A 20,148-nucleotide genomic window follows, 5' to 3' on the forward strand; every position below is an offset into this window, starting at 1 on the left:
TTCCTCCTGGACTGGCCCCCTCCGCGCGGGCCGCGCCCCCTCCTGGGCCGACCTCCTTGCCCGGGGCTCGCCTTGCTCCTGGCTCGGCGTCGTCGCTCGTGGATTGCGGCCGCGCGGTGGGCTAGGTCGTGCGTAGTTCGGCCTCCACCTGGGCCGCCTCTTCGCGCCTGCCGGACTTCTCCAGCAGCCGCAGCCGGCCGCGCAGCACGTCGCGCAGCAGCTCGGTGAGCTCGGTGAGCTCGCCGTTCCCGCCGTTCCCGCCGTTCCCGCCGTTCGGAGCGGTGGCACCGGCCGTCAGGAGGCCGCGCAGCAGGCCGTGCGCGACCCGGAGCGCGGTGTCGGCCGCGTCGTCCCTGCCCAGCTCCTGCTGGCAGAAGCCGAGCCGGGCGTGGGCGACGGCGGCGGCCGGCTCGTCGTCGATGACCTGGGCGCCGCGATGGAAGACCAGGCCGGCCTCCAGCGCCCGGCCCGACTCCATCAGCGCGTCGCCCAGCATGAGCAGGGCGCGGGACAGGATGCCGCCGAGCAGGGGGTTCGCGGGGGCGTGGCGTTCGAGCACGGCGACGGCCTCGCGCAGCGGCCCCACCGCCGCCGCCGGCTGCTCGCGCAGCCGGAGCGCGGCGGCCAGCGTCAGCCCGGCCCCCGCCCGGCTGACGTGCAGCGCCTCGGCGTTCATGCCCGTGGTCAGCAGCTCGTCGTAGATCGCGATGGCCTCGCGGGCCCGCTGCTCGGCCTCCGCAGCCGCGCCGGGCCGCAGCAGGGGCAGCAGCTCCGAGCTCTGCGCCAGCGAATCGGCCAGGATCGCCCGGTACGTCAGCTCGCCCGGCGACCGCCTGGCCAGCCGGATCAGCTCCTCGGCCAGCGCGCCCGCCTCCCGCGCCTCGCCCAGCATCATGTGGCACCTGACCAGGCGCTGGGTGGCCAGGGCATGCCTGAGCGTGCGCGGCGGCAGGCCGGTGACGGCGATCCTGGCGTACTCGGCGGCCTCCTCGGGACGCCCGGCGGCCAGCAGGTCGTCGGCGACCGTCCCGGCCACCTCGGCCGCCGCCGCGGGCCGGGCGAGCCGGACGTGCAGGCGCATGGCCTCCACCAGGTGGGCCAGCGCCTCCTGCGTCCGGCCGGACGCGCGCAGCACCTGCCCGCGCACCTGGATCGCCTGCGCGCGCACGCCGAGCAGCCCGGCCTCGCCGCCCCGCGCCTCCGCGGCGCGTTCCTGCTCGGCCAGCGACCAGGTCACCGCCTCCAGCGCGGCCTGTGGACGGTCGAGGGCGGCCAGAGCGGCGCCGAGCTGGGCGTACGTGACGGCGGCGACGGCGGGCTCGTCCAGCTCGTCGCAGAGGTCGGCGGCGCGTTCCGAGTGGGCCAGCGCCTCCACCGGCCGACCGGCCTCCAACAGCCTGACCGCGTACCTGTTCAGCGTGTCGGCCAGCGCCCTCCCGTCCTCGGACAACAGGTCCACGGCCTGCTCAAGGACGGTCAGGTCGGCGTCGCCGAGCGCGGCCAGCGCCAGGCCCAGGGAGTGCCGGTGGCGGGCGTCGAACGCGGCCAGCCCCTTGAGGACGCGTACGGCCGGAGCCGCCGTCGCGCCGCCGAGCATGAGGCAGTGGCCGAACCGCTCGTGCAGCAGCGGGTTCTCGCTGACCGGGGCCTCGCGCTCCAACGCCTCGGCGAACGCCGTCAGCAGCGGCAGCAGCCTGGCGGCCGTCCTCGGGGTGGCCGCGCGCAGGTGGGCGGACAGCTCGTCCACGGCCGTGGTGAGCACGTCGGGGTGGGGCAGCGGGCGTACCCGGAGGATCTGGGCATACAGGTCGGTTCCGGCGGACGGGCCGTGGCCGGTCACGCGGAGCCGGGCCAGGCGGGCCAGCGCTCGGACGTGCACGCCGGCCAGGTCCCGGGTGAGCGGGCCCGCCTCGGCCATCAGGGCGACGCCCTTGGCCAGCTCGGCGGCGGCGAGGTCGTGTTCGTCCAGGTCGGCGTGGCACAGGCCGCTGAGCTCCAGGCAGGTGGCGGTGAGCAGACGGGTGCGCTCGGGCGGCTCGGGCACGAGGATGTCCAGGGCGCGGGTGACCGATTGGAGCGCTCCTGCCACGTTCCCGGCGGCCAGCCGGAGGCCCGCGTGCAGACGCAGCGCCCCCGCGAGCACGACCGGGGACTCCAGCCGCTCGGCCACCAGCCCCTCGCACACCGCGACCAGCCGCTCCGCCTCGCCGTCGGCGACCTCCAGGCGGCCCGTGGCCTCCAGCGCCACTACCTCCAGGACGAGCAGCTTGGCCAGCTCCTGCTGCACCACGAAGCTGACCTCGGCCTGCGGCCCACACGCCTCAACAGCACCGCGCAGATACGGCACCGCCTCCGAATACCGCCCCAACCCCACAAGCGCCCGCCCAACCGCCCCCACAACGGCGCCACCCACAACGGCCCCACCCACAACGGCCCCACCCGCGCCCACCCCGCCCGCGACCGCCCCACCGACTCCAGCCCCCCGGGTGCTCCCGTCGCCCACACCGGAGCCGCCCAGGCGCGCGCTGTCCAGGCCCGCGCCGCTCACGCCCGCGCCACCTGCGCCGTTCGCGTCATTCCCGTCGCCGGGGTCGTCAGGTGTCGCGTGGCGTCGTAGCAGGTCGGCGGCCTGGGTTGCGAGGCGGAGGGCGTCGCGGGCGCGTCCGGTTTCGGCCCAGGCGCGTGCCAGCGCTGCCTGGGCGGCGGCGTACGCTTGCACCCGCGCGGCTTGCGGCCCGTCCGGAGTTTGCGGCCTGTCCGCGGCCTGTGGCCTGGTCGCGGTTTGAGAGCCAGTCGGGGGCGTCGGTCCGGCGGGGACTTGCGAGTCTTCCACGACCCCAGGGCGGCGTATGACCTGTGGGCCTTCCGGGACCCCAGGGCCGTCCATGACCTGAGGGCCTTCCAGGACCGCAGGGCCGTCGGCGGATGCGGGGCCGTCCGTGGGCTCCAGGGCGGCGCGGCGTTCGATCAGGGTTCGTTCGGCTCTGGCCACGTCGGGCGGCGGGGTGATCAGGGTGGTCATCCAGGGCTGTTCGGTTTCTCCGGCCGCGGCCGCGGCGGCGGCGGTGGGGTCGGTCGTCGACTCCTGCCAGGCTCGGATCTCCTCCCGGTGTCGCCGGTAGGACGCGTCTTCGGTGCCCAGGGCGTCGTACAGAGCGACTGCTGCCTGCGCATGGGCTCGGGCGTCGGCGGGGCGGTCGAGTCCGGCGAGGCAGAGGGCGAGCAGGTGTCTGGAGCGGGCCCTGACGGCCCTGTGCCGCTCGTCCAGTTCGGCGGCGAGGATCGCGGCGTCCTGGAGCCGGTCGAGCGCGTCGCGGGGGCGCGCGTCGGTCAGCAGCAGTTCGCCCAGGTCGAGGAGCTGGACGGTCAGGGCCGGGCGGTGCTCGTCGGGTTCGAGCGCGACCAGCGAGCGCAGGTTCCGCACCGCCTCGGCGGCGAACCGCTCGGCCTGGTCCAGGTCGTCCAGCGCGCGGTGCAGCCCGGCCAGCAGGCCCGCGGCCTCGGCCAGCATCAGCCGCAGGCCCGGCTCCTCGTCCGCCAGGCCGCGCAGCCGTACGACGGCCTCTGCGGCGGGAGCGACGGCCTCGGCCGCCCTGCCGTGTTCACCGAGCCACCCGGCCAGCAGGCACAACCGCTGAGCCAGATCCCTGTCGGTCGGCGCCGCGCCCGCCACGGCGGCGGTGGCCGCGACGGCAAGACAGGCGGCCAACTCGGGCAACGCCCCCGGCTCGGGGCCGGGCAAGGCGAATGGCGGGACAGGCGCGGGCACCCGCCTGATGCCGCCCGGCATGACGGGCGGTCCGGCATCGGGTGTGGTGGGCTGTTGGGAGCTGGGTGACGGGGGTTGTGCGGTGGTGGGCGCGGGGGTCGGGGGAGCGAGGGTGGGGCTTGTGGGGGAGGCGTGCGCTGTGAGGACGTCGGTCAGGGCTGCGGCGACCTCGCCGGCACCGCCCGCGGCCGCGAACGCCTCCACCGCCTCGGCCGTCCGCCCCGAGTCCAGCAGCGCGCACGCCAGGTTGTGGTACGCCTGCCCGGCCCGTCCCGCGTACCGGGGGTCGTCCTCGGCCAGGATGCGGAACCGGGTCGCCGCCTCCTGCGCGGGCCTGAGCGCGCTGCCGGGCTCGCCCGCGAGCAGCAGGCACGCCCCCAGGACGAACAGCGCCTCCGCCTGACCGGCCGCCTCCTCGTACGGGGGAGCGGCCGCGAAGATCTCCACGGCCTCGGCGGCGGCCACCACCGCCTCACCCACCCGGCCCACGGCCGACAACCGGGACGACAGCCGGGCCAGCGCGCCCGCCAGCGCGGTCCGCCTGCCGCCTGCACGGAAGTGCCGTACGGCCAGCTCGGCCAGCGTCACCTCAAGGGCCCGCAACCCGAGCGGCGGCCCAGCCCGGGAAGCGCCCCACGAATCCCCTCGGGAATCGATCTGCGCATCCACCTGTGGTTCGAAGGGCAGCGCGGCCACCGCCGCGGTCGCCGCCCGGTCGGCCGGCAGTTGCGTGAGCGCGGCGTTGAGCAGGTCGCCGAGCCGGGTGGCGGGGTTCGCCGCCGCCTCCGCGACCAGCGCCCCGATCCTGGACGTCACCAGCGAACGCAGCGCCCGCCCCACCTCCGCCCGCTCCGCGCCCAGGCGGAGCACGTCGAGCAGGCGTGCCAGGTGTCCGGCCGTCCGCCGCTCGTGGTCGTGCACGGCCAGGACCAGCGCGTCCAGGTCCTCGGTCTCGGCGAGCGCCTGCTCGGCCACCAGGTCCGGCCCGAGCGGGCACAGCCGGTCCACGCCGGGGAAGACGCGTCCCAGCCAGTCGGCGACGACCGCCGCGGCCTGCGGATCGCCGTGCAGGGCGGGCACGGCCGACAGCAGGCCGGGCAGCTCGGCGGGGGTGGGGGCGGTGAGCGTGAGCAGGGCAACGGACTGCCGGGCGGTGGTCTCGTCCACCTGGGCGCGGCCGGCGGGCCAGACGGTGGCCCACTGGTCGCGTTCGCGGTCGAGGAAGCGGCTGAGCAGCTCCTCGCCGACGGTCACCGTCGCGCGCGTCCGGGTTCCGCCCCGGCCGCCGGGACGGAAGGCGTTCCAGGACGTCCCGGGGCGGGGCTCGGGCGCCGTCCGGTAGGGCGGGGCGCCGATCCCGCCGCCGGGCAGGGCGTCCGGAAGGGTGGGCGCGGGCAGGACCTCCGTCTCGCCGCCGCGCAGCCGCAGCAGGGCCGCGAGGTGGACGCGGAGCGGCAGGCCGTACTCGGGGTCGTCCAGGCGCGGGGGCGTGGGGAGCGCGGCCCGGCTCGGCGCGAACGCCTTCATCGCCGTGAACGCGTGCTCGGTGCGCTCGTTCAGGGTGAGCGGGTGCTGGTTGAGCTGCACGGTCGTGGTGTTGAGCCGGCGCAGCCAGCCGCCCGCCGCCGTGTCCAGCCGCCGCCACCACTCCGCCTCGCCGGGCTCGCGGGCCAGCAGCAACACCCGTACGCGGGGGTTGTGCCCGTGCTTGGCCAGCCGCCGTACCAGCTCGCCCACCAGCGGAGCGGACGGCTCCGGCGACTCCACGACCACCAGCGAGGGCCGCACCGCCTCCAAAGACACCGCCGCGCGCCCGGACAGGGCGGCGAGCGCGGCGTCCAGGGCCAGGAAACCGGCGTCCCAGCCCGCTTCCCGCAGTTCCTCGCACAACTCCCCGGCCAGCCGGGTACGGCCCGTGCCGCTCCGCCCGGTCACCACCGCGACCGACAGCGCGGCCGGCTCCCCGGCCCAGGCCCGCAGGGCGGCGAGCTGCCCGTCCCGCCCGGAGTACGGCACCACGGCGTGCCGCGGCAGCAGCAGCCGCCAGTCCGGACAGTCGGACGGCAACGGCTCCCGCGCCGGCAGCAGCAGCCCGGACAGGATCACCCGCCCGTCACCGGCGGAAACGCTCTCCAGCGGGCCCGGCGCGGCCCCGGTCAGCTCGCGGAACCGGTCGTCGCGCAGCAGCACGCCCACGGGCACCGCGTCGAGCCGCCCCCGGGCGTGCCCGGCGGCCGAGGCCGTGACGACGGCGGCGACCTGCCCGGCGGGCTCGGCCAGCAGCGCGGCTCCGGTCAGCCCCGCCCACACCTCCATCGGAGGCGGCGGGCCGGGCACGTCCATGCTGAGCGTCCGCGACGCCGGGCCCGTGGGGGCGGCGGCGGTTCCGGACAGCACCCGGATGTCCCTGAACCCCGACCGCCGCCGCGCCCGCGGGAACCCCATGGCCAGGCACGGCACCCGTTCCCCTGACAAGGCGGCCCACCGAAGGTGCCCGATGCCGGGCACGTCGGCCCAGGGCGGTCCGGGCACCCGCAGCAGCACCGCGCCGTGCCCGCGCCAGACCTGCTCGGCTGTCGCCCACCGGGACGACCACGGCGGGCGCACCTGGCAGGGCGCGCCGGGATCCACCACGAGGGACGCGGTCAGCACGAGGTCCGTGCCGATCACATGGCCGGTCCCGGTCACGCCGACCACGTCGTCGTGACCCGAGTAGACCTCGACGACTCGTTCGAGGCCGAGGCGGTGCGGTGGCGCGTCCATGGGTCCGCCTAGCTGCTACGTCCCGGCTTTTCGTCCCCCGATCGATCTCACTATCGCATTAAGAGCGGGAAATTTCGCGGCTTGTCATGCCTTCTCGGTTGTGAGCCATGCGGCCAGCCCGAGGTAGACCAGGCCGCTGCCCACGTCGAGCCGCCGCCGCGCCCGTACGGACCCGCGCAGCCGTCCCGCCAGCGTGGACGACAGCAGCGCGTACATGCCGTCGCTGGCCATCCCCAGCACCAGCCACAACCCGCCGAGCATCAGGATCTGCGGTCCCACCGGCCCCGCCGCCGGGACGGTGAACAGCGGCAGGAAGGTCAGGAAGAACACGGCCGTCTTCGGATTGAGCACGTTGACCACGAACCCCTCCCAGAACAGCCGCCGCCTGGACTGCACCTGCAGCTCGACGACCTCCTCGGACCCCCCGCCGCGCTTCATCAGCTTGCGCAGGCCGAGCCAGAGCAGGTACGCCACTCCCACGTACTTGACGACCGTGAACGCGGTCGCCGAGGCCGCGATCAGCGCGCTGAGGCCGAGGGCTGCCGCGCCGATGTGGACCAGCGAGCCGGCGTGCACGCCCAGCACCGAGACGAACCCGGCGGACCGGCCCTGGGAGACGCTGCGGGTGACGATGTAGAGCACCGCGGGGCCGGGGACCACGAGCAGTCCCAGCGTGGCCGCGCAGAACAGCGCGATATGCGTGATGTCCGGCATGTGCTCATCGTAAGGACGCCGTCAACGGTTTTCCCTCATGTGCTTGTCCTAAGGACGCCGTCAACGGCCTTCGCCGGCGGGCGGCAGGCTCGCGCCGAGCGCTTCGAGCAGGGCGCCGGTGGCCGGCGGGTGCGGCGGGTCGCCGTAGACGGCGGCGTACACGTGCCTGGTGGAGCCGGGCACCTGGGCCGCCGCCACGTCGGGGTTGCGGTGGGCGGTGAGCGCCAGGCCGGGCAGCACGGTCAGGCCCATGCCGGCCGCCACGAGCGCCTGCACGGCCACGATGTCGTCGCTGGTGAAGGAGATGCGCGGCTCGAACCCGGCCTTGGCGCAGATGTCGAGCAGGTGGCTGCGGCAGCGGTCGCAGCCGGCGATCCAGGGGGAGTCGGCGTGGTCGGCCAGCTCGCCGCCCGGCTCGGGGGAGACCAGGTAGCTGGGGTCGTCGAGGAGGTGGATCAGGTGCAGGCCGGCGTCCTCGGGGGCGGTGTCGTCGTACCGGAACATGACGGCGACGTCGACCCGGCCGGCGCGCAGCAGCCTGAGGGCCTCGGGCGGCTCGGTCTCGGTGAGCTCCAGCCGCAGCCCGGGATGGGCGGCCGCCAGACGGCGGACGGCGGACGGGATGAACGTGCCGAGCGCCGACGGGAAGGCGGCCAGCCGCACGCGGCCCTCGCGCAGGCCCACGTGGGCGGCCAGCTCCTCGGCGGTGGCGTCGATCCGGCCGATGATGTCGGCGGCGCGGTCGGCCAGCAGCCGGCCCGCCTCGGTCAGCCGGATGCCGCGCCCCACCCGCTGGACGAGCTTGGCGCCGGTCTCGGCCTCCAGCCGGGCCAGGTGGTGGCTGATGGACGGCTGGGAATAGTGGAGCTCCTTGGCGGCCGCGGTGAGCGACCCCTTGCGGGCCACCGCGACGAGGACGCGGAGCCGGGCGACGTCGAGCATTCATCAATCGTATCTATCAATAGGCCAGAAGACTTCTGTTGGACCTATCGATCGCCATGGGCCACCGTAGAGAGGGAGGACAAATTGCCACATTTTCCCTAGGGGGACACCGTGAACATGGTCGCGACCACCACCAGGCCAGGGCTCGACGTTCTGGTGTCCGGCATCTCCGAGATCGTGGCCAGGAAGCTCGGTGCCCGCGAGACCGCCTTCGCCGTCGCCGACCTGCTGCGCGACCGGCTGCCCGGCATGGACATCCTCACGCCCGAGGAGCGCCTCGGCACGCCCGACCGCTATTCCTCCCACCTGCTGCACGCCCAGGACGAGTTCTCGATCGTGGCCGTCGTGTGGCGTCCCGGCCAGTACACGGTCATCCACGACCACGTGTCGTGGTGCACGTTCGGCATCCTCAGCGGCATCGAGCACGAGACGCTCTACCGCGACATGGGCGACCACCTGCTGGAGATCGGACGCGCCGACAACCGGCCGGGCGAGGTCAGCGGCTTCGCCCCGCCCGGCGACATCCACATGGTGCTCAACACCAGCGACGAGGTCGGGGTGTCGCTGCACGTGTACGGCGCCGACGTCGGCAAACTGGGCAGCAGCGTGCGCCGCGTCTACGAGCTGCCGGTGCGCTGAGCCCGCCTCACCTGATGCGGCCGTGGAGCAGCTCGACCAGGGTCTGGTGGGTCTGCTCGATCGGCCGCTCGGGGTAGAGGGCGCGGCGTTCGATGGCGACCGTCAGGACCATGCCGAACAGGGCGGTCGCCGCCGTCTCCACGTCGAGGTCGGCGCGGATCTCACCGCCGGCCGCCGCCCTGCGCAGCACGCCCGCGTACACGCCGAGCGCGCTCTCGCGCAGCCGCGCCACCGCCTCCTGCCAGGCGGTGCGCCACATCTCGGCCAGCAACACCCGGGCGAACGGGCCGTGCTCCTCGAAGAAGCGCAGCTGGCCGAGCACGACCGAGTCGAGGGCGGCCACACCGCTCTCGCCGGTGTCGGCGGCGGCCAGCGCGCCCGCCAGCCGCTCGATCGAGTGCTCCAGCAGCGCGGAGAACAGGCCCTCCTTGCTGCCGAAGTTGTAGAACACGGTGCCCTTGGCCACCCCGGCGCGCTCGGCGATCGCGTCGACCGTGGTGGCCGCGTAGCCCTGCTCGGCGATCAGCTCGACCGCCGCCGTGAACACCTTCGCCCGGGTGTCCTGCCTGCTCACAGCGACAGCTCGGGGTGAAGGCGCTTCATGGACCAGACGCGGCCCCGCTCCACCGCGAGGGTGGTCAGCGCGAGCCCGAGCACGAGGAATGCGGACAGCACGCCGCAAGCCTGCCACACCACGGTCAGATCGCCGCCACTGATCAGCCTGCGCAGCGCCGAGACGACCCAGCTCATCGGCAGCCACGGCGAGATCGTCTGGAAGAACCCGGGCGAGGTCTCGATCGGGTACGTCCCCGCCGCCGAGGTGAGCTGGAGCATCAGCAGCGCCAGCCCCACCACCCGGCCGGGCGGCCCGAGCAGCGCGTTGACCGCCTGCACCACCGCCAGGAACGCGGCCGCCGCCAGCAGCAGCAGCCCGATCACCCCGAGCCAGTGGGCCGCCTCCAGGCCGAGCGCGAACCGCAGCACCGCCGCCAGCACGCCGACCTGGGCCGCGCCCAGCGCCACCGCGGGCAGCCAGCCGGCCAGCGCGATGCGCACCGCGCCCTGGGTCCCGGCCAGCCGCCGCTGGTTCAGCGGCTTGAGCACCATGAAGGTGATCATCGCGCCCACCCACAGCGCCAGCGGCAGGAAGAACGGCGCGAAGCCGGTGCCGTAGTTGGGGACCTCGTTGTCGACCGTCTTGGCCAGCCGCACCGGGTCGCTCATCACGTCGGCGCGGGCGGCCCGCTGCTGGGCGTCGTAGTCGGGGATCTTCTCCGCGCCCTCGCCGAGCCCGCCCGCCAGGTCCTTCGAGCCCTTGGCGAGCTGGTCCATGCCCCTGTCCACCTGGCCCGCGCCGTCGTGCAGCCGGCCGACCCCGGTGCGCAGGGTGCTCGCGCCGTCGCTGAGCTTGACCAGGCCGCCGCCGAGCTGCCCGAGGCCGCTGGTGACCTGGGCCGAGCCGTCGTGCAGCTTGGTCGCGCCCTGGTAGAGGGTGCCCGCGCCGGTGCCGGCCTTGGCCAGGCTCGCGTCCACGGTCGCCGCGCCCGCGGCCAGCTTGGCCAGGCCGTCGTCCAGGGCGTTCACCTGGGTCCTGACCTGGTCGACCTTGGGGCCGATCTGCGGGGCCACGGCCGCGATCTTCCTGGCGTTCCTGGCCAGCTCGCGGGCCTGGGCGGACAGGGCGGAGGCGCCGCCCGTGCCGCCGGTGCCCGCAGAGCCGGCCTGCTCGGCGGCGCGTTCGGCGGCGTTCGCCGCGCTGCGCAGCAGGGAGCGCACCTCGGGGTCGGCGTCCGCGCCGAGTCGGTCGAGCGCGGCCTGGGCCTGGGAGGCGGCCTCGCGGGCGCTGCCCGCCGCGCGGGTCGCGCCGGCGCCCGTGCCGGAGCCGTCCGCCAGCCGGTCGGCGGCGTCGGCCACCTGCTCGGCGGCGTCGGCGACCTTCGGGCCCCACTCGTTCAGCACCGGCACGTACTTGTTGGCGAGCTGGTTGACCGCGCGCGTCTGGGTGTGGACCTGGTCGGCCGCCTTCCGGGTGCCCTTCCGCAGCTCGGAGGTGCCCTCGCTGCGGAGCTTGCGCAGGCCGTCGCGCAGCTCGCCGATGGCCTGCTGCGCCTTGCCGATGCCGCCGGTGACCTGGGCCGAGCCGTTCCGCAGCTTGCCGGTGGCGGTGTTGGCGCTGTTCAGGCCGACGGAGAGCTGCTGGGCGCCGTTCTCGGCGGTGCCGAGGCCGGAGTTGAGCCGGGAGACGCCGTCGCCGGCCTTGACCGCGCCGTCGTGCAGCTTGCCGGCGCCGTCGGCGGCCTCGGTGGTGGCGTCGTGGATGTCGCCGATCGAGACGAAGACCTTGTCGAAGTAGTCATGGATGGCCGTGCGCTCGGCGGCGGCGCGCACCTCGTTGAAGACCGCGTCGGAGATGCTGCCGACGATGTAGCTGCGGCCGGTGTCCACGCGCAGCCCGAGCTGGGCGGGGGTGGGGGTCGCCGTGTCGTCGGACGGCGAGGCCAGCCGGGCGCTGAAGTCGGCGGGCACGGTGAGCGACAGGTAGTAGCTGCCGTCGGCGACCCCGTCGGCAGCCTGCCGGGGCGTGGCCTCGTGCCAGGCGAACGTCCGGCGCTCGCGCAGCTCGTCGGCCAGGTCCTGGCCCGCGTGCAGCGTCTTGCCGTCGACCGTGGCCGGGCGGTCCTCCATGACCAGCGCGACGGGGACCCGGTCGAGGTTGCCCTGGGGGTCCCAGAACGACCACAGGTACAGTCCGGCGTACAGCAGCGGCAGCACGATCACCGCCGCCAGCGCAGCCCGGGTCAACCGGGACCGCAGCATGCCCTTCATCACAGCTCCACGAGGTGGTCGTAGCGGGCGGGCGGGCGCACGCAGCTGGCGACCACGGCCGTGCCGAGGCCCGCGCCGAGGTCGCGCAGGAGGTCCCAGAGCTCCCGTACGCGGTCGTCGGGCAGGCCCGCGTCCACGTTGTCGGCGAGGATCACCGCGGGCTCGTCCAGCAGGGCCAGGGCGACGCCGAGGCGCACCTGCTGCTCGCGGTCCAGCTCGCTCACCGGCGTCGTGTCCGGCGCCGCGAGCCCCGCCCGCTTCAGGACTTCCAGGTACGGCTTGCGCCTGCGCTCGCGCAGGTGCTCCTTGACCGTCAGCGCTCTGTCGAGATCCGTCACGCCGTCGACCAGCGCGAGCGCCGCCGCCTTCCGGATGACCCGCGGCCTGGTGTGCCCGGCGACGGAGAGCGTGCCCGTGGTCGGCTTCATCCGCCCGGCCAGCGTGAGCAGCAGGCTCGTCCGCCCGCTGCCCGCCGGTCCGGCGACCGCCGTGAGCGTCCCGGGGCCCGCCTTCAGCGAGACCGCCGGGTACACCCCCTCGATCGACAAGCCCTCCGCGACGATCACCACAACCCCATCTCTTGAACTGACTGGTCAGTACAAAAGATTACCTCGTGATGCGGTGCGTCACACTGTGAGATACGCCTCGAACCGCTCGGCCAGCTCCTTCGGCCGCGACAGCATGACCATGTGACTGCCCCCGATCTCGTCGGGCATGACACCGAGCCGTTCCCGGACCACCCGCCGCATGAACTCGGGCGGGAAGAACCGGTCGTCCCGGCAGAGCAGGAACCGCGTCGGCACGTCGGGCCACGCCGCGCCCGGCCACGGCTCGACGGACGACTTCTCCGCCTGCGGACGCCCCCGAGACAACTCCTCCTGCGCCAGCTCCTCCGGGACGTCGTGCATGTACTCGGCGATCGTGTCCAGGCCCTCGGCGCCTTGGTAGCCGGTGTTGGCCCACCACTCGCCCGGCGGCTCGCCCGGGACCGGGATCATGGCCGTGACCAGCACGAGCAGCTTGACGGGCAGGCGGTCGCAGACCAGCGGGGCGACGAAGCCGCCCCACGAGTGGGCCACCACGACCAGCTCGTCCGCCTCGCCGACGGCCCGCGCCACCGTGTCGGCGTAGTCGGCCAGCCCGGCCGACTCGTCCTCGATCGGCAGGTCGACGGCCACCGTGCGGTGGCCCCGGGCGCGCAGCTCGGCCTCGACCAGATGCCAGTCCCAGGCGGAGCTGCCGCCGCCGTGGATCAGCGCGAACGTCGCCATCCGCCTCACCTCCGCGCCGTCGTGCCGGAAACGCCCCGCGATGCCTCGCTCATGGCTGCTGCTCCCCTCGTCGGGTCCCTGTTCCCGACGCAGTATGGCGAGCGGCTGCGACAGAAAATATCTCGCAACCTTTATTTCGCACGGCCTCATCGAGGAGACGCAGGGCGGCCGGGGCGACGCCCGGGAGCGCTGGTGGCGGACGTCGGCGGAGAGCTTCTCCACCCGCAACTCCGACTTCCGCGACAGCCCCGAGGGCGTCGTGGTCCACCAGACCCTGTCCCGCCTGCACGCCCGTCAGCTCGCCGAGATGTACGACGGCTACCTCGACGCGCAGTGGGCCTGGAGCGAGGCCTGGCAGGACTCGTCCTTCGGGTCGGAGTTCCTGCTGTCGCTGACCGCGGAGGAGTTGCGCGACCTCAGGCAGGAGATCGACGACGTGGTCGTGAAGTGGACGGCCCGCGGCAGGGCGGCCGGCGAGGCGGGGGACACCGAGGGCCGCGAGAACGTGGCCGTGCACCTGTACGGGTTCCCGTTCACGACGTGAGGAGAGAGCAGGATGAATCCCGACTTATACCTACTTGTCGAGCGAGTGCGCGGGCAAGAGCTGCGCGCCGCCGCCGCCCGGACACCCCGTCGGACAGCCCGGACGCACCCGGGGACGGTCGCCCGCGCCTGGGAACGACGGCTGGGCTGGGCCCTGGTGGAAACCGGCCTCCGCCTGGTCAGCCGCGGCACGACCAACCAGACACCACGCCTGGCGGACCACCACGCCTGACCCGCCCGGACCGCTCGGCGTTCTAAGCCGGAGCGGTCCCGTTCAACCCCTTCAGGACCGCGCGCTCGACCGGCGTCGGCGCGGTGCCGGTGAGGTCGAGCAGGCCGGTCGGCATCAGCGGCGGCTGGGCCATGAACCGCGGCACGCTGCCGCGATGCGGCTGGGCCGCGTGGATCAGGAACGGGTGGCACAGGAAGACGTCGCCGGGGGAGCCGGTGACGGTGACCTCCCGGCGCCCCTCGCTGAGCGGCACGGCCTCCCCGCACAGCGGGAACCATTCACGCCCTTCGTCCCCGGAATCGGCGAGCAGGGCGGGCACGTCCAGATGTGAGCCGACGCGTACCCGGGTGGGGGCGTCGTCGGGGCCGACCTCGGAGAACAGGAACAGCATGAGGAGGGCCCGGCCGCGCGAGCGCAGGTTCACCCGGTACTCGCCGGCGTCACCGGCGAAGCTCGCCTCCAGGTGCCAGCCGTCGTCGCCGGGCTCCTCGTCGCTGGGGAAACGCAGCGGGAAGGTGCCGAGGCCCATGGGCGCGGTCCACCGCCCAGCGCCCACGAGCTGGTCGTAAGCCTCGTGCAGCGCCTGCGTGTTGGCCGCCGCGCGGAACGGCGGGGTCGCGATCCAGCCCAGCCGCACGACCGGCTGGGTCCAGCTCGACGGGTCGTCGGGGTCGCAGCCGCTGGCCGCCCACAGCTCGGCCCGGCACTGCTCGGCGGTCTCCCGGGGAACCGCGCCGGGAAGCCGGACGAACCCGTCCTCGACGAACGACTCGATCTGCTCGTCGGTCAACATACGCAGCCCCTCCCGGCAGTTTCCGCGGAACGTCGTGCAGTCTGACGAACGCCGGCCAGGAAGGGCAACGCAATTTCCGCCCGGGGGCGAGAGGCGCGGCTCAGACGCCGAGCGCCGACGGCAGGCTCAGCTCCTGCAGGAACAGCGCCTCGGCGGTGGCCACCCGGCGCAGCTCCTCAAGGTCGACCCGCTCGTTGGGGGCGTGGATGGCGGCGTCCTCGTCCTCGGCGCCGAACAGCAGGATCTCGGCCGCCGGGTACTGCTTGAGCAGCGTGTTCACCAGCGGGATCGACCCGCCCGCGCCCACGTCGCGCGGCGGGCGGCCGAACGCGCGCTCCATCGCCCGGTTGAGCGCCGCCCGCGCCTTGCCGCCGGAGTCGGCCTGGAAGCCGGACCCGACGGTGAAGTCGTCGAACGACACCTGCACGCCCCACGGCGCCACCTGGCGCAGGAACTCCACCACGGCGTTGACCGTGGTCTTCGGGTCGCCCGACGGAGGCACCCGGACGGTCACCCGGGCCCGCGCCGCCGGCTGGACCGCGTTCACGGCGCCCGACACGGTCGGCACGTCGAGGCCCGTGACGGTGATGGCGTACGAGGCCCACAGCCGGTCGGCCAGCGAGCCGGAGCCGACCAGCGAGACGCCGTCCGCCACGCCGGCGGTCTTCCTGAACTCCTCCTCCGAGGGCCCCTGGCCGAGGAAGCTGCCGCGCGGCAGGCCGGGCACCCGGATGTCGCCGTTCTCGTCGTGCAGCGCGGTCAGCATGCGCATCAGGGCGGCCAGCGCGTCGGGGGCGGCGCCGCCGAACGAGCCGCTGTGCACGGCCTCGCGCAGCGTGCGCACCTCGATGGTGAAGGCCGCCATGCCGCGCAGCGACGTCGTGACCGCCGGGTCGCCGACGCGCGGGTTGCCGGTGTCGGCGACCACGATGGCGTCGGCTCGCAGCAGCTCGGGGTTGCGCTCGACGAAGGCCTCCAGGCGCTCGCCCGCGTACTCCTCCTGGCCCTCGATGATGACCTTGATGCCCACCGGGAACCGGCCCTGGAAGGCGCGCAGCGCGGCGATGTGGGAGATGATGCCCGACTTGTCGTCGGCGCAGCCGCGGCCGTACAGCTTGCCGTCGATCAGGGTGGGCTCGAACGGCGGCGTGCGCCAGGCGGCCAGGTCGCCGGCGGGCTGCACGTCGTAGTGCGCGTACAGCAGGACGGTGGGCGCGCCGGGAGGGGCCGGGGCCTCGCCGTAGATCGCGGGGAAGCTGCCTTCGACGGCGACCTGCTGGACGTGCGGCAGGCCCGCCGAGCGCACGAGCTCCTCCGTCGCCGCCGCGGCGGCGTAGACCGGCTCCTCCGGGTGCCCGGGGAAGGCCACGGAGGGAATGGCGGCGAGCCGCTTGAGCTCCTCGATGGCTCGGGGCATCGCGGCGGCGACGGCGCTCTCGATCTGGTCAGGAGTCACGGGACGGTCCCCCGGGGGTCGTTCTCGGCAGTTTGGTCTCATTGGATCACAGAAGGTTCCACAGTATGGAAACGGGCATGACCCGCGCGTTAATCTACCTGCGGATTTCGTTGCTGTTACACAACGGTTCTGCGGATCTCGATTTTCTTGCATAGTGCTGCGACCGATTCGCTTGGCAAACCGCAGGTGAAGATGCACACTGTGGGGAGTTCGACACGAGGGAAGATAACCATGACGCAGCCGGAAAACGACGTCCTGAAGGCCGCGCAGGACAACCTGTGGTTGCACTTCACGAGGCACAGCGCCTACCAGGAGAACGAGATCCCGACCATCGTGCGCGGTGAGGGGTCCTATATCTACGACATCCACGGCAAGCGTTACCTCGACGGCCTGGCCGGGCTGTTCGTCGTCCAGGTCGGGCACGGGCGTGGCGAGCTGGCCGAGGCCGCCGCCAAGCAGGCCCAGGAGCTGGCCTTCTTCCCCTTGTGGTCCTACTCGCACCCCAAGGCGGCCGAGCTGGCCGCCCGCCTGGCCGAGCACGCGCCGGGCGAGCTGAACCGGGTCTTCTTCACCACCGGCGGCGGCGAGGCCGTCGAGACCGCGTGGAAGCTGGCCAAGCAGTACTACAAGCTCGTCGGCAAGCCGCTCAAGCACAAGGTCATCAGCCGCCAGATCGCCTACCACGGCACCCCGCAGGGCGCCCTGTCGATCACCGGCATCCCGGCGTTCAAGCAGATGTTCGAGCCCCTCGTGCCCGGCTCGGTGCGCGTCCCGAACACGAACCACTACCGCGCCGACGAGATCAGTGGCATCCCCGGCATGTCGCCGGAGGAATACGGCATCTGGGCGGCCGACCGCGTGGCCCGCGCCATCGAGATGGAGGGCCCCGACACGGTGGCCGCCGTCTTCGCCGAGCCCGTCCAGAACGCCGGCGGCTGCTTCCCGCCGCCCCCCGGCTACTTCCAGCGCCTGCGCGAGATCTGCGACGAGTACGACGTGCTGCTCGTCTCCGACGAGGTCATCTGCGCCTTCGGCCGCCTCGGCACCATGTTCGGCGGCCAGAAGTTCGACTACGTGCCCGACATCATCACCTGCGCCAAGGGCCTGACCAGCGGCTACTCGCCCATCGGCGCAATGATCGCGCACGAGCGGCTGTTCGAGCCGTTCAAGCAGGGCGACAACATGTTCGCCCACGGCTACACCTTCGGCGGCCACCCCGTGTCGGCCGCCGTGGCCCTCGCCAACCTCGACATCTTCGAGCGCGAGGACCTGCTCGGCCACGTCACCAAGAACGAGCCCCTCTTCCAGGCCACCCTCGACGACCTGCGCGACCTGCCGATCGTCGGCGACGTGCGGGGCTCGGGCTACTTCTGGGGCATCGAGCTGGTCAAGGACAAGGCCACCAAGGAGACGTTCAACGCCGAGGAGTCCGAGCGGTTGCTGCGCGGATTCCTGTCCAAGGCGCTGTTCGACGCCGGACTCTACTGCCGGGCGGACGACCGCGGCGACCCCGTGATCCAGCTCGCGCCCCCGCTGATCGCGGGGCAGAGGGAGTTCGACGAGATCGGATCCATCCTGCGGGGTGTGCTCTCGGAAGCGTGGGCGCGCCTCTAACACCCTCCCCACCCGGTACGACGAAGTGCCGGTCTCCGAAAGGATCCCTACGATGAAGATCGGCGTCCCTGCCGAGGTCAAGAACCACGAATACCGTGTGGCGGTCACCCCCGCCGGTGTTCACGAGCTGGTGCGGAACGGTCACGACGTCACCGTCCAGCGGGGTGCCGGCCTCGGCTCACACATCACCGACGAGGAGTACCTCGCCGCGGGCGCGAAGATCCTCGACAACGCCGACGCCGTTTGGGCCGGGGCGGACATGGTCCTGAAGGTCAAGGAGCCCATCGCCGAGGAGTACCACCGCCTGCGCGAGGGCCTGGTCCTGTTCACCTACCTGCACCTGGCCGCCTCCCGCCCGTGCACCGACGCCCTGCTCGCCGCCAGGACGACCGGCATCGCGTACGAGACCGTGCAGGTGGGCCACACGCTGCCGCTGCTCGCCCCGATGTCGGAGGTCGCGGGCCGGCTCGCGCCGCAGGTGGGCGCCTACAACCTCATGCGCTTCAACGGCGGCCGCGGCGTGCTGCCCGGCGGGGTGCCCGGCGTGGCCCCGGCCAAGGTCGTCGTCATCGGCGGCGGCGTCTCGGGCCTCAACGCGGCGCAGATCGCCGTGGGCATGGGCGCGGACGTGACCGTGCTCGACACCAACATCGACCGGCTCCGCCAGATCGACGCCATCTACCAGGGCCGGCTCAAGACCCTCGTGTCCACCTCGTACGCGATCGAGCGCGAGGTCCTGCAGGCCGACCTGGTCATCGGCGCGGTGCTGATCCCCGGCGCCAAGGCCCCGACGCTGGTCTCCAACGACCTGGTCGCGCGGATGAAGCCGGGCTCGGTGCTCGTGGACATCGCCATCGACCAGGGCGGCTGCTTCGAGGACTCGCGGCCGACCACGCACGCCGAGCCGACGTACACGGTGCACGGCTCGATCTTCTACTGCGTGGCCAACATGCCGGGCTCGGTGGCCAACACCTCCACCTACGCCCTGACCAACGCGACGCTCCCGTACGCGGTCAAGCTGGCCAACCTGGGCTGGCGCGACGCGCTGAAGGCCGACCAGGGCCTCGCGGGCGGTCTGAACACCCATGACGGCCTGCTCACCAACGAGCCGGTCGCCCAGGCGCTGGGGCTGCCGTACACGCCGGTCGCCGACGTTCTCTGATCCTCTTCCGGGGGCGCGGCCGGCGGTCGCGCCCCTAACGCACTCCCAGGCGGCGCCGCAGGTCACGGGCGGTGGCGAGGACGTGCTGGATCTCGCCCGTGCCCGGCCACGGCGCGCTGCCGGGGCGCAGCAGCGTGCCGCGCACCGACGCCAGGTGCTCGACCGCGCTGCGGTGCACCCCGCTCCGCTCCACCAGCCAGCCGATCACGTCGGAGTGGTCGTGCAGCGGCCTGGTCACCAGGTCCCAGGTGCCCAGCACCTCCGTCAGGTCGGGCACCGACAGCGGCACGCCGCCCCTGCGGCCGGTGGCCGCGGACGCCAGCTCGGCGCGGGCGGCCAGCTCGGGCTCGGCGGTGCGCGCCCACGCCTGCGGCGGCGGATCGGCCAGCCACTCCTCGGCCTCGCCCAGCTCGCCGGCGACCGTCAGCAGCCCGCCCAGCTCGACCGCCGCGCCGTGGTGGCCCGCCTGTGCCGCCTGGCGGAACCAGTGGCGGCCGCCGGCCAGGTCGCCGAACTCGGCGATCAGCAGCAGGCCGTAGTTGAAGGCGGACTCGGCGTCGCCGCCCGCCGCCGCCCTGCCGAACCAGTGGCTGGCCGCCGGGGTGTCGCCGAGCTCAACGCAGACGAACCCGGCCATGCGCTGGTCCTCCAGCCGCCCGGCGGCGGCCGCCCGCTCGTACCAGGCGCGGGCCGTACGCAGGTCGCCGCGGGACAGGGCGATGGCGCCGAGCCGGGAGGCGGCGCCCGGATGCTCGTTCTTGGCGGCCAGCCGGTAGTAGGCCTCGGCGCCCTCGGGGTCGCGGCTGGCGTGCAGGTAGAGGCCCATGCAGTGGGCGGAGTCGGCGTGGCCGCCCCTGGCGGCGTACTCCCACCAGCGCACGGTCTCCTCGTCCTCGCCGGCGGAGTAGGCCAGGAAGCCGAGGTCGTGGGCCGAGGCCATGTCGCCGTCGTCGGCCGCCCTGCGGTGCCACTCGCGGGCCACGCCGGTCTCGCCGGTGTCCTCGCACAGCAGCGCCAGCCGGCGGGCCGCGGCGCGCGACCCGGCCAGGGCCGAGCGTTCGAACCAGGCCCGCGCGGCGCCGGCGTCGCCGCGCTGTTCGAGCAGGAGCGTGGCCAGGTTGGCGGCGGCCTCCGCGTCGCCGGTGGCCGCGGCGGTCTCGTACCAGATGACCGCCTCCTCCAGGCTGCCGTGCTTCTCGTGCCAGACGCCCAGGTTGTACGCGCTGTCGACGTTGCCGCCCGCGGCCGCCAGCTCCCACCAGAGCCGGGCCGCCGCGCGGTCGCCGCGCTGGGCGTAGAGCTTGCCGAGCCGGTGGGCCGCCTGCGCGTCGCCCTGCTGCGCGGCCACCAGCAACTCCGGCTCGTCACCCACCCGTGGCGCCGGAACGGCCGGCGTCGCCACCTCTCCCTGCCACCAGGCCATG

General features: G+C 73.9%; 15 protein-coding genes. 5 read left to right on the forward strand and 10 right to left on the reverse strand.

What is annotated here, in order from left to right:
- Positions 1–121: 121 nt before the first annotated feature.
- From AB0C33_RS02590 to AB0C33_RS02600, 3 genes are all read right to left on the reverse strand, one after another.
- Positions 122–6,532 (reverse strand): hypothetical protein, encoded by a 6,411-nt coding sequence (locus tag AB0C33_RS02590; protein WP_358282916.1) that lies wholly within the window; start codon positions 6,530–6,532, stop codon positions 122–124.
- 84 nt (positions 6,533–6,616) lie between these two features.
- Entirely contained in the window at positions 6,617–7,246 is a 630-nt protein-coding gene (locus AB0C33_RS02595; RefSeq protein WP_358282918.1) for a LysE family translocator, read from the reverse strand.
- A gap of 60 nt (positions 7,247–7,306) precedes the next feature.
- On the reverse strand, positions 7,307–8,188 hold the full coding sequence (locus AB0C33_RS02600) for a LysR family transcriptional regulator (protein WP_358282920.1): 882 nt from the start codon (positions 8,186–8,188) through the stop codon (positions 7,307–7,309).
- Between the two features lie 117 nt (positions 8,189–8,305).
- Between AB0C33_RS02600 and AB0C33_RS02605 the strand changes: the two genes are divergently transcribed.
- Entirely contained in the window at positions 8,306–8,827 is a 522-nt protein-coding gene (locus AB0C33_RS02605) for a cysteine dioxygenase family protein (RefSeq protein WP_358283909.1), read from the forward strand.
- Between the two features lie 7 nt (positions 8,828–8,834).
- Here the strand turns inward: AB0C33_RS02605 and AB0C33_RS02610 are convergent, their stop codons facing one another.
- The 4 genes from AB0C33_RS02610 to AB0C33_RS02625 are packed head-to-tail and all read right to left on the reverse strand — an operon-like array spanning position 8,835 to position 12,924.
- Positions 8,835–9,401, reverse strand: coding sequence for a TetR/AcrR family transcriptional regulator (locus tag AB0C33_RS02610; RefSeq protein ID WP_358282922.1), 567 nt, complete (start codon positions 9,399–9,401; stop codon positions 8,835–8,837).
- Positions 9,398–11,653: a YhgE/Pip domain-containing protein gene (locus AB0C33_RS02615; RefSeq protein WP_358282924.1), complete on the reverse strand. Its 2,256-nt coding sequence runs from the start codon at positions 11,651–11,653 to the stop codon at positions 9,398–9,400. Before AB0C33_RS02615 ends, AB0C33_RS02610 begins: the two co-directional genes overlap by 4 nt.
- Positions 11,653–12,219: an ATP-binding cassette domain-containing protein gene (locus tag AB0C33_RS02620; protein WP_358282926.1), complete on the reverse strand. Its 567-nt coding sequence runs from the start codon at positions 12,217–12,219 to the stop codon at positions 11,653–11,655. Before AB0C33_RS02620 ends, AB0C33_RS02615 begins: the two co-directional genes overlap by 1 nt.
- 60 nt (positions 12,220–12,279) lie before the next feature.
- Positions 12,280–12,924, reverse strand: coding sequence for an alpha/beta hydrolase (locus AB0C33_RS02625; protein ID WP_358282930.1), 645 nt, complete (start codon positions 12,922–12,924; stop codon positions 12,280–12,282).
- 94 nt (positions 12,925–13,018) lie between these two features.
- On the opposite strand from AB0C33_RS02625, the gene AB0C33_RS02630 reads away from it, so the two are divergent.
- Both AB0C33_RS02630 and AB0C33_RS02635 read left to right on the forward strand, forming a co-directional pair.
- Positions 13,019–13,468 (forward strand): hypothetical protein, encoded by a 450-nt coding sequence (locus AB0C33_RS02630; protein WP_358282932.1) that lies wholly within the window; start codon positions 13,019–13,021, stop codon positions 13,466–13,468.
- A 12-nt stretch (positions 13,469–13,480) separates the two neighbouring features.
- Positions 13,481–13,699, forward strand: coding sequence for a hypothetical protein (locus AB0C33_RS02635; RefSeq protein WP_358282934.1), 219 nt, complete (start codon positions 13,481–13,483; stop codon positions 13,697–13,699).
- A 22-nt stretch (positions 13,700–13,721) separates the two neighbouring features.
- Here AB0C33_RS02635 and AB0C33_RS02640 read toward each other — a convergent pair whose 3' ends face one another.
- Positions 13,722–14,492 (reverse strand): phytanoyl-CoA dioxygenase family protein, encoded by a 771-nt coding sequence (locus AB0C33_RS02640; RefSeq protein WP_358282936.1) that lies wholly within the window; start codon positions 14,490–14,492, stop codon positions 13,722–13,724.
- Positions 14,493–14,592: 100 nt separating this feature from the next.
- The gene (locus tag AB0C33_RS02645) at positions 14,593–15,948 is read right to left on the reverse strand and encodes a dipeptidase (RefSeq protein ID WP_358282938.1); all 1,356 of its coding nucleotides are present in this window, start codon (positions 15,946–15,948) and stop codon (positions 14,593–14,595) included.
- Positions 15,949–16,179: 231 nt separating this feature from the next.
- Between AB0C33_RS02645 and AB0C33_RS02650 the strand changes: the two genes are divergently transcribed.
- Together AB0C33_RS02650 and ald are read left to right on the forward strand one after the other, a co-directional pair.
- Positions 16,180–17,562, forward strand: coding sequence for an aspartate aminotransferase family protein (locus AB0C33_RS02650; protein ID WP_358282940.1), 1,383 nt, complete (start codon positions 16,180–16,182; stop codon positions 17,560–17,562).
- A gap of 52 nt (positions 17,563–17,614) precedes the next feature.
- The gene (gene ald / locus AB0C33_RS02655) at positions 17,615–18,724 is read left to right on the forward strand and encodes an alanine dehydrogenase (RefSeq protein ID WP_358282942.1); all 1,110 of its coding nucleotides are present in this window, start codon (positions 17,615–17,617) and stop codon (positions 18,722–18,724) included.
- Between the two features lie 34 nt (positions 18,725–18,758).
- On the opposite strand, the gene AB0C33_RS02660 is transcribed toward ald, so the two are convergent.
- Entirely contained in the window at positions 18,759–20,147 is a 1,389-nt protein-coding gene (locus tag AB0C33_RS02660) for a tetratricopeptide repeat protein (protein ID WP_358282944.1), read from the reverse strand.
- Between the last annotated feature and the right edge of the window lies 1 nt (position 20,148).

Origin of the sequence: Nonomuraea sp. NPDC048881, assembly GCF_040649795.1 — a bacterium.
Classification (GTDB): Bacteria; Actinomycetota; Actinomycetes; order Streptosporangiales; family Streptosporangiaceae; genus Nonomuraea.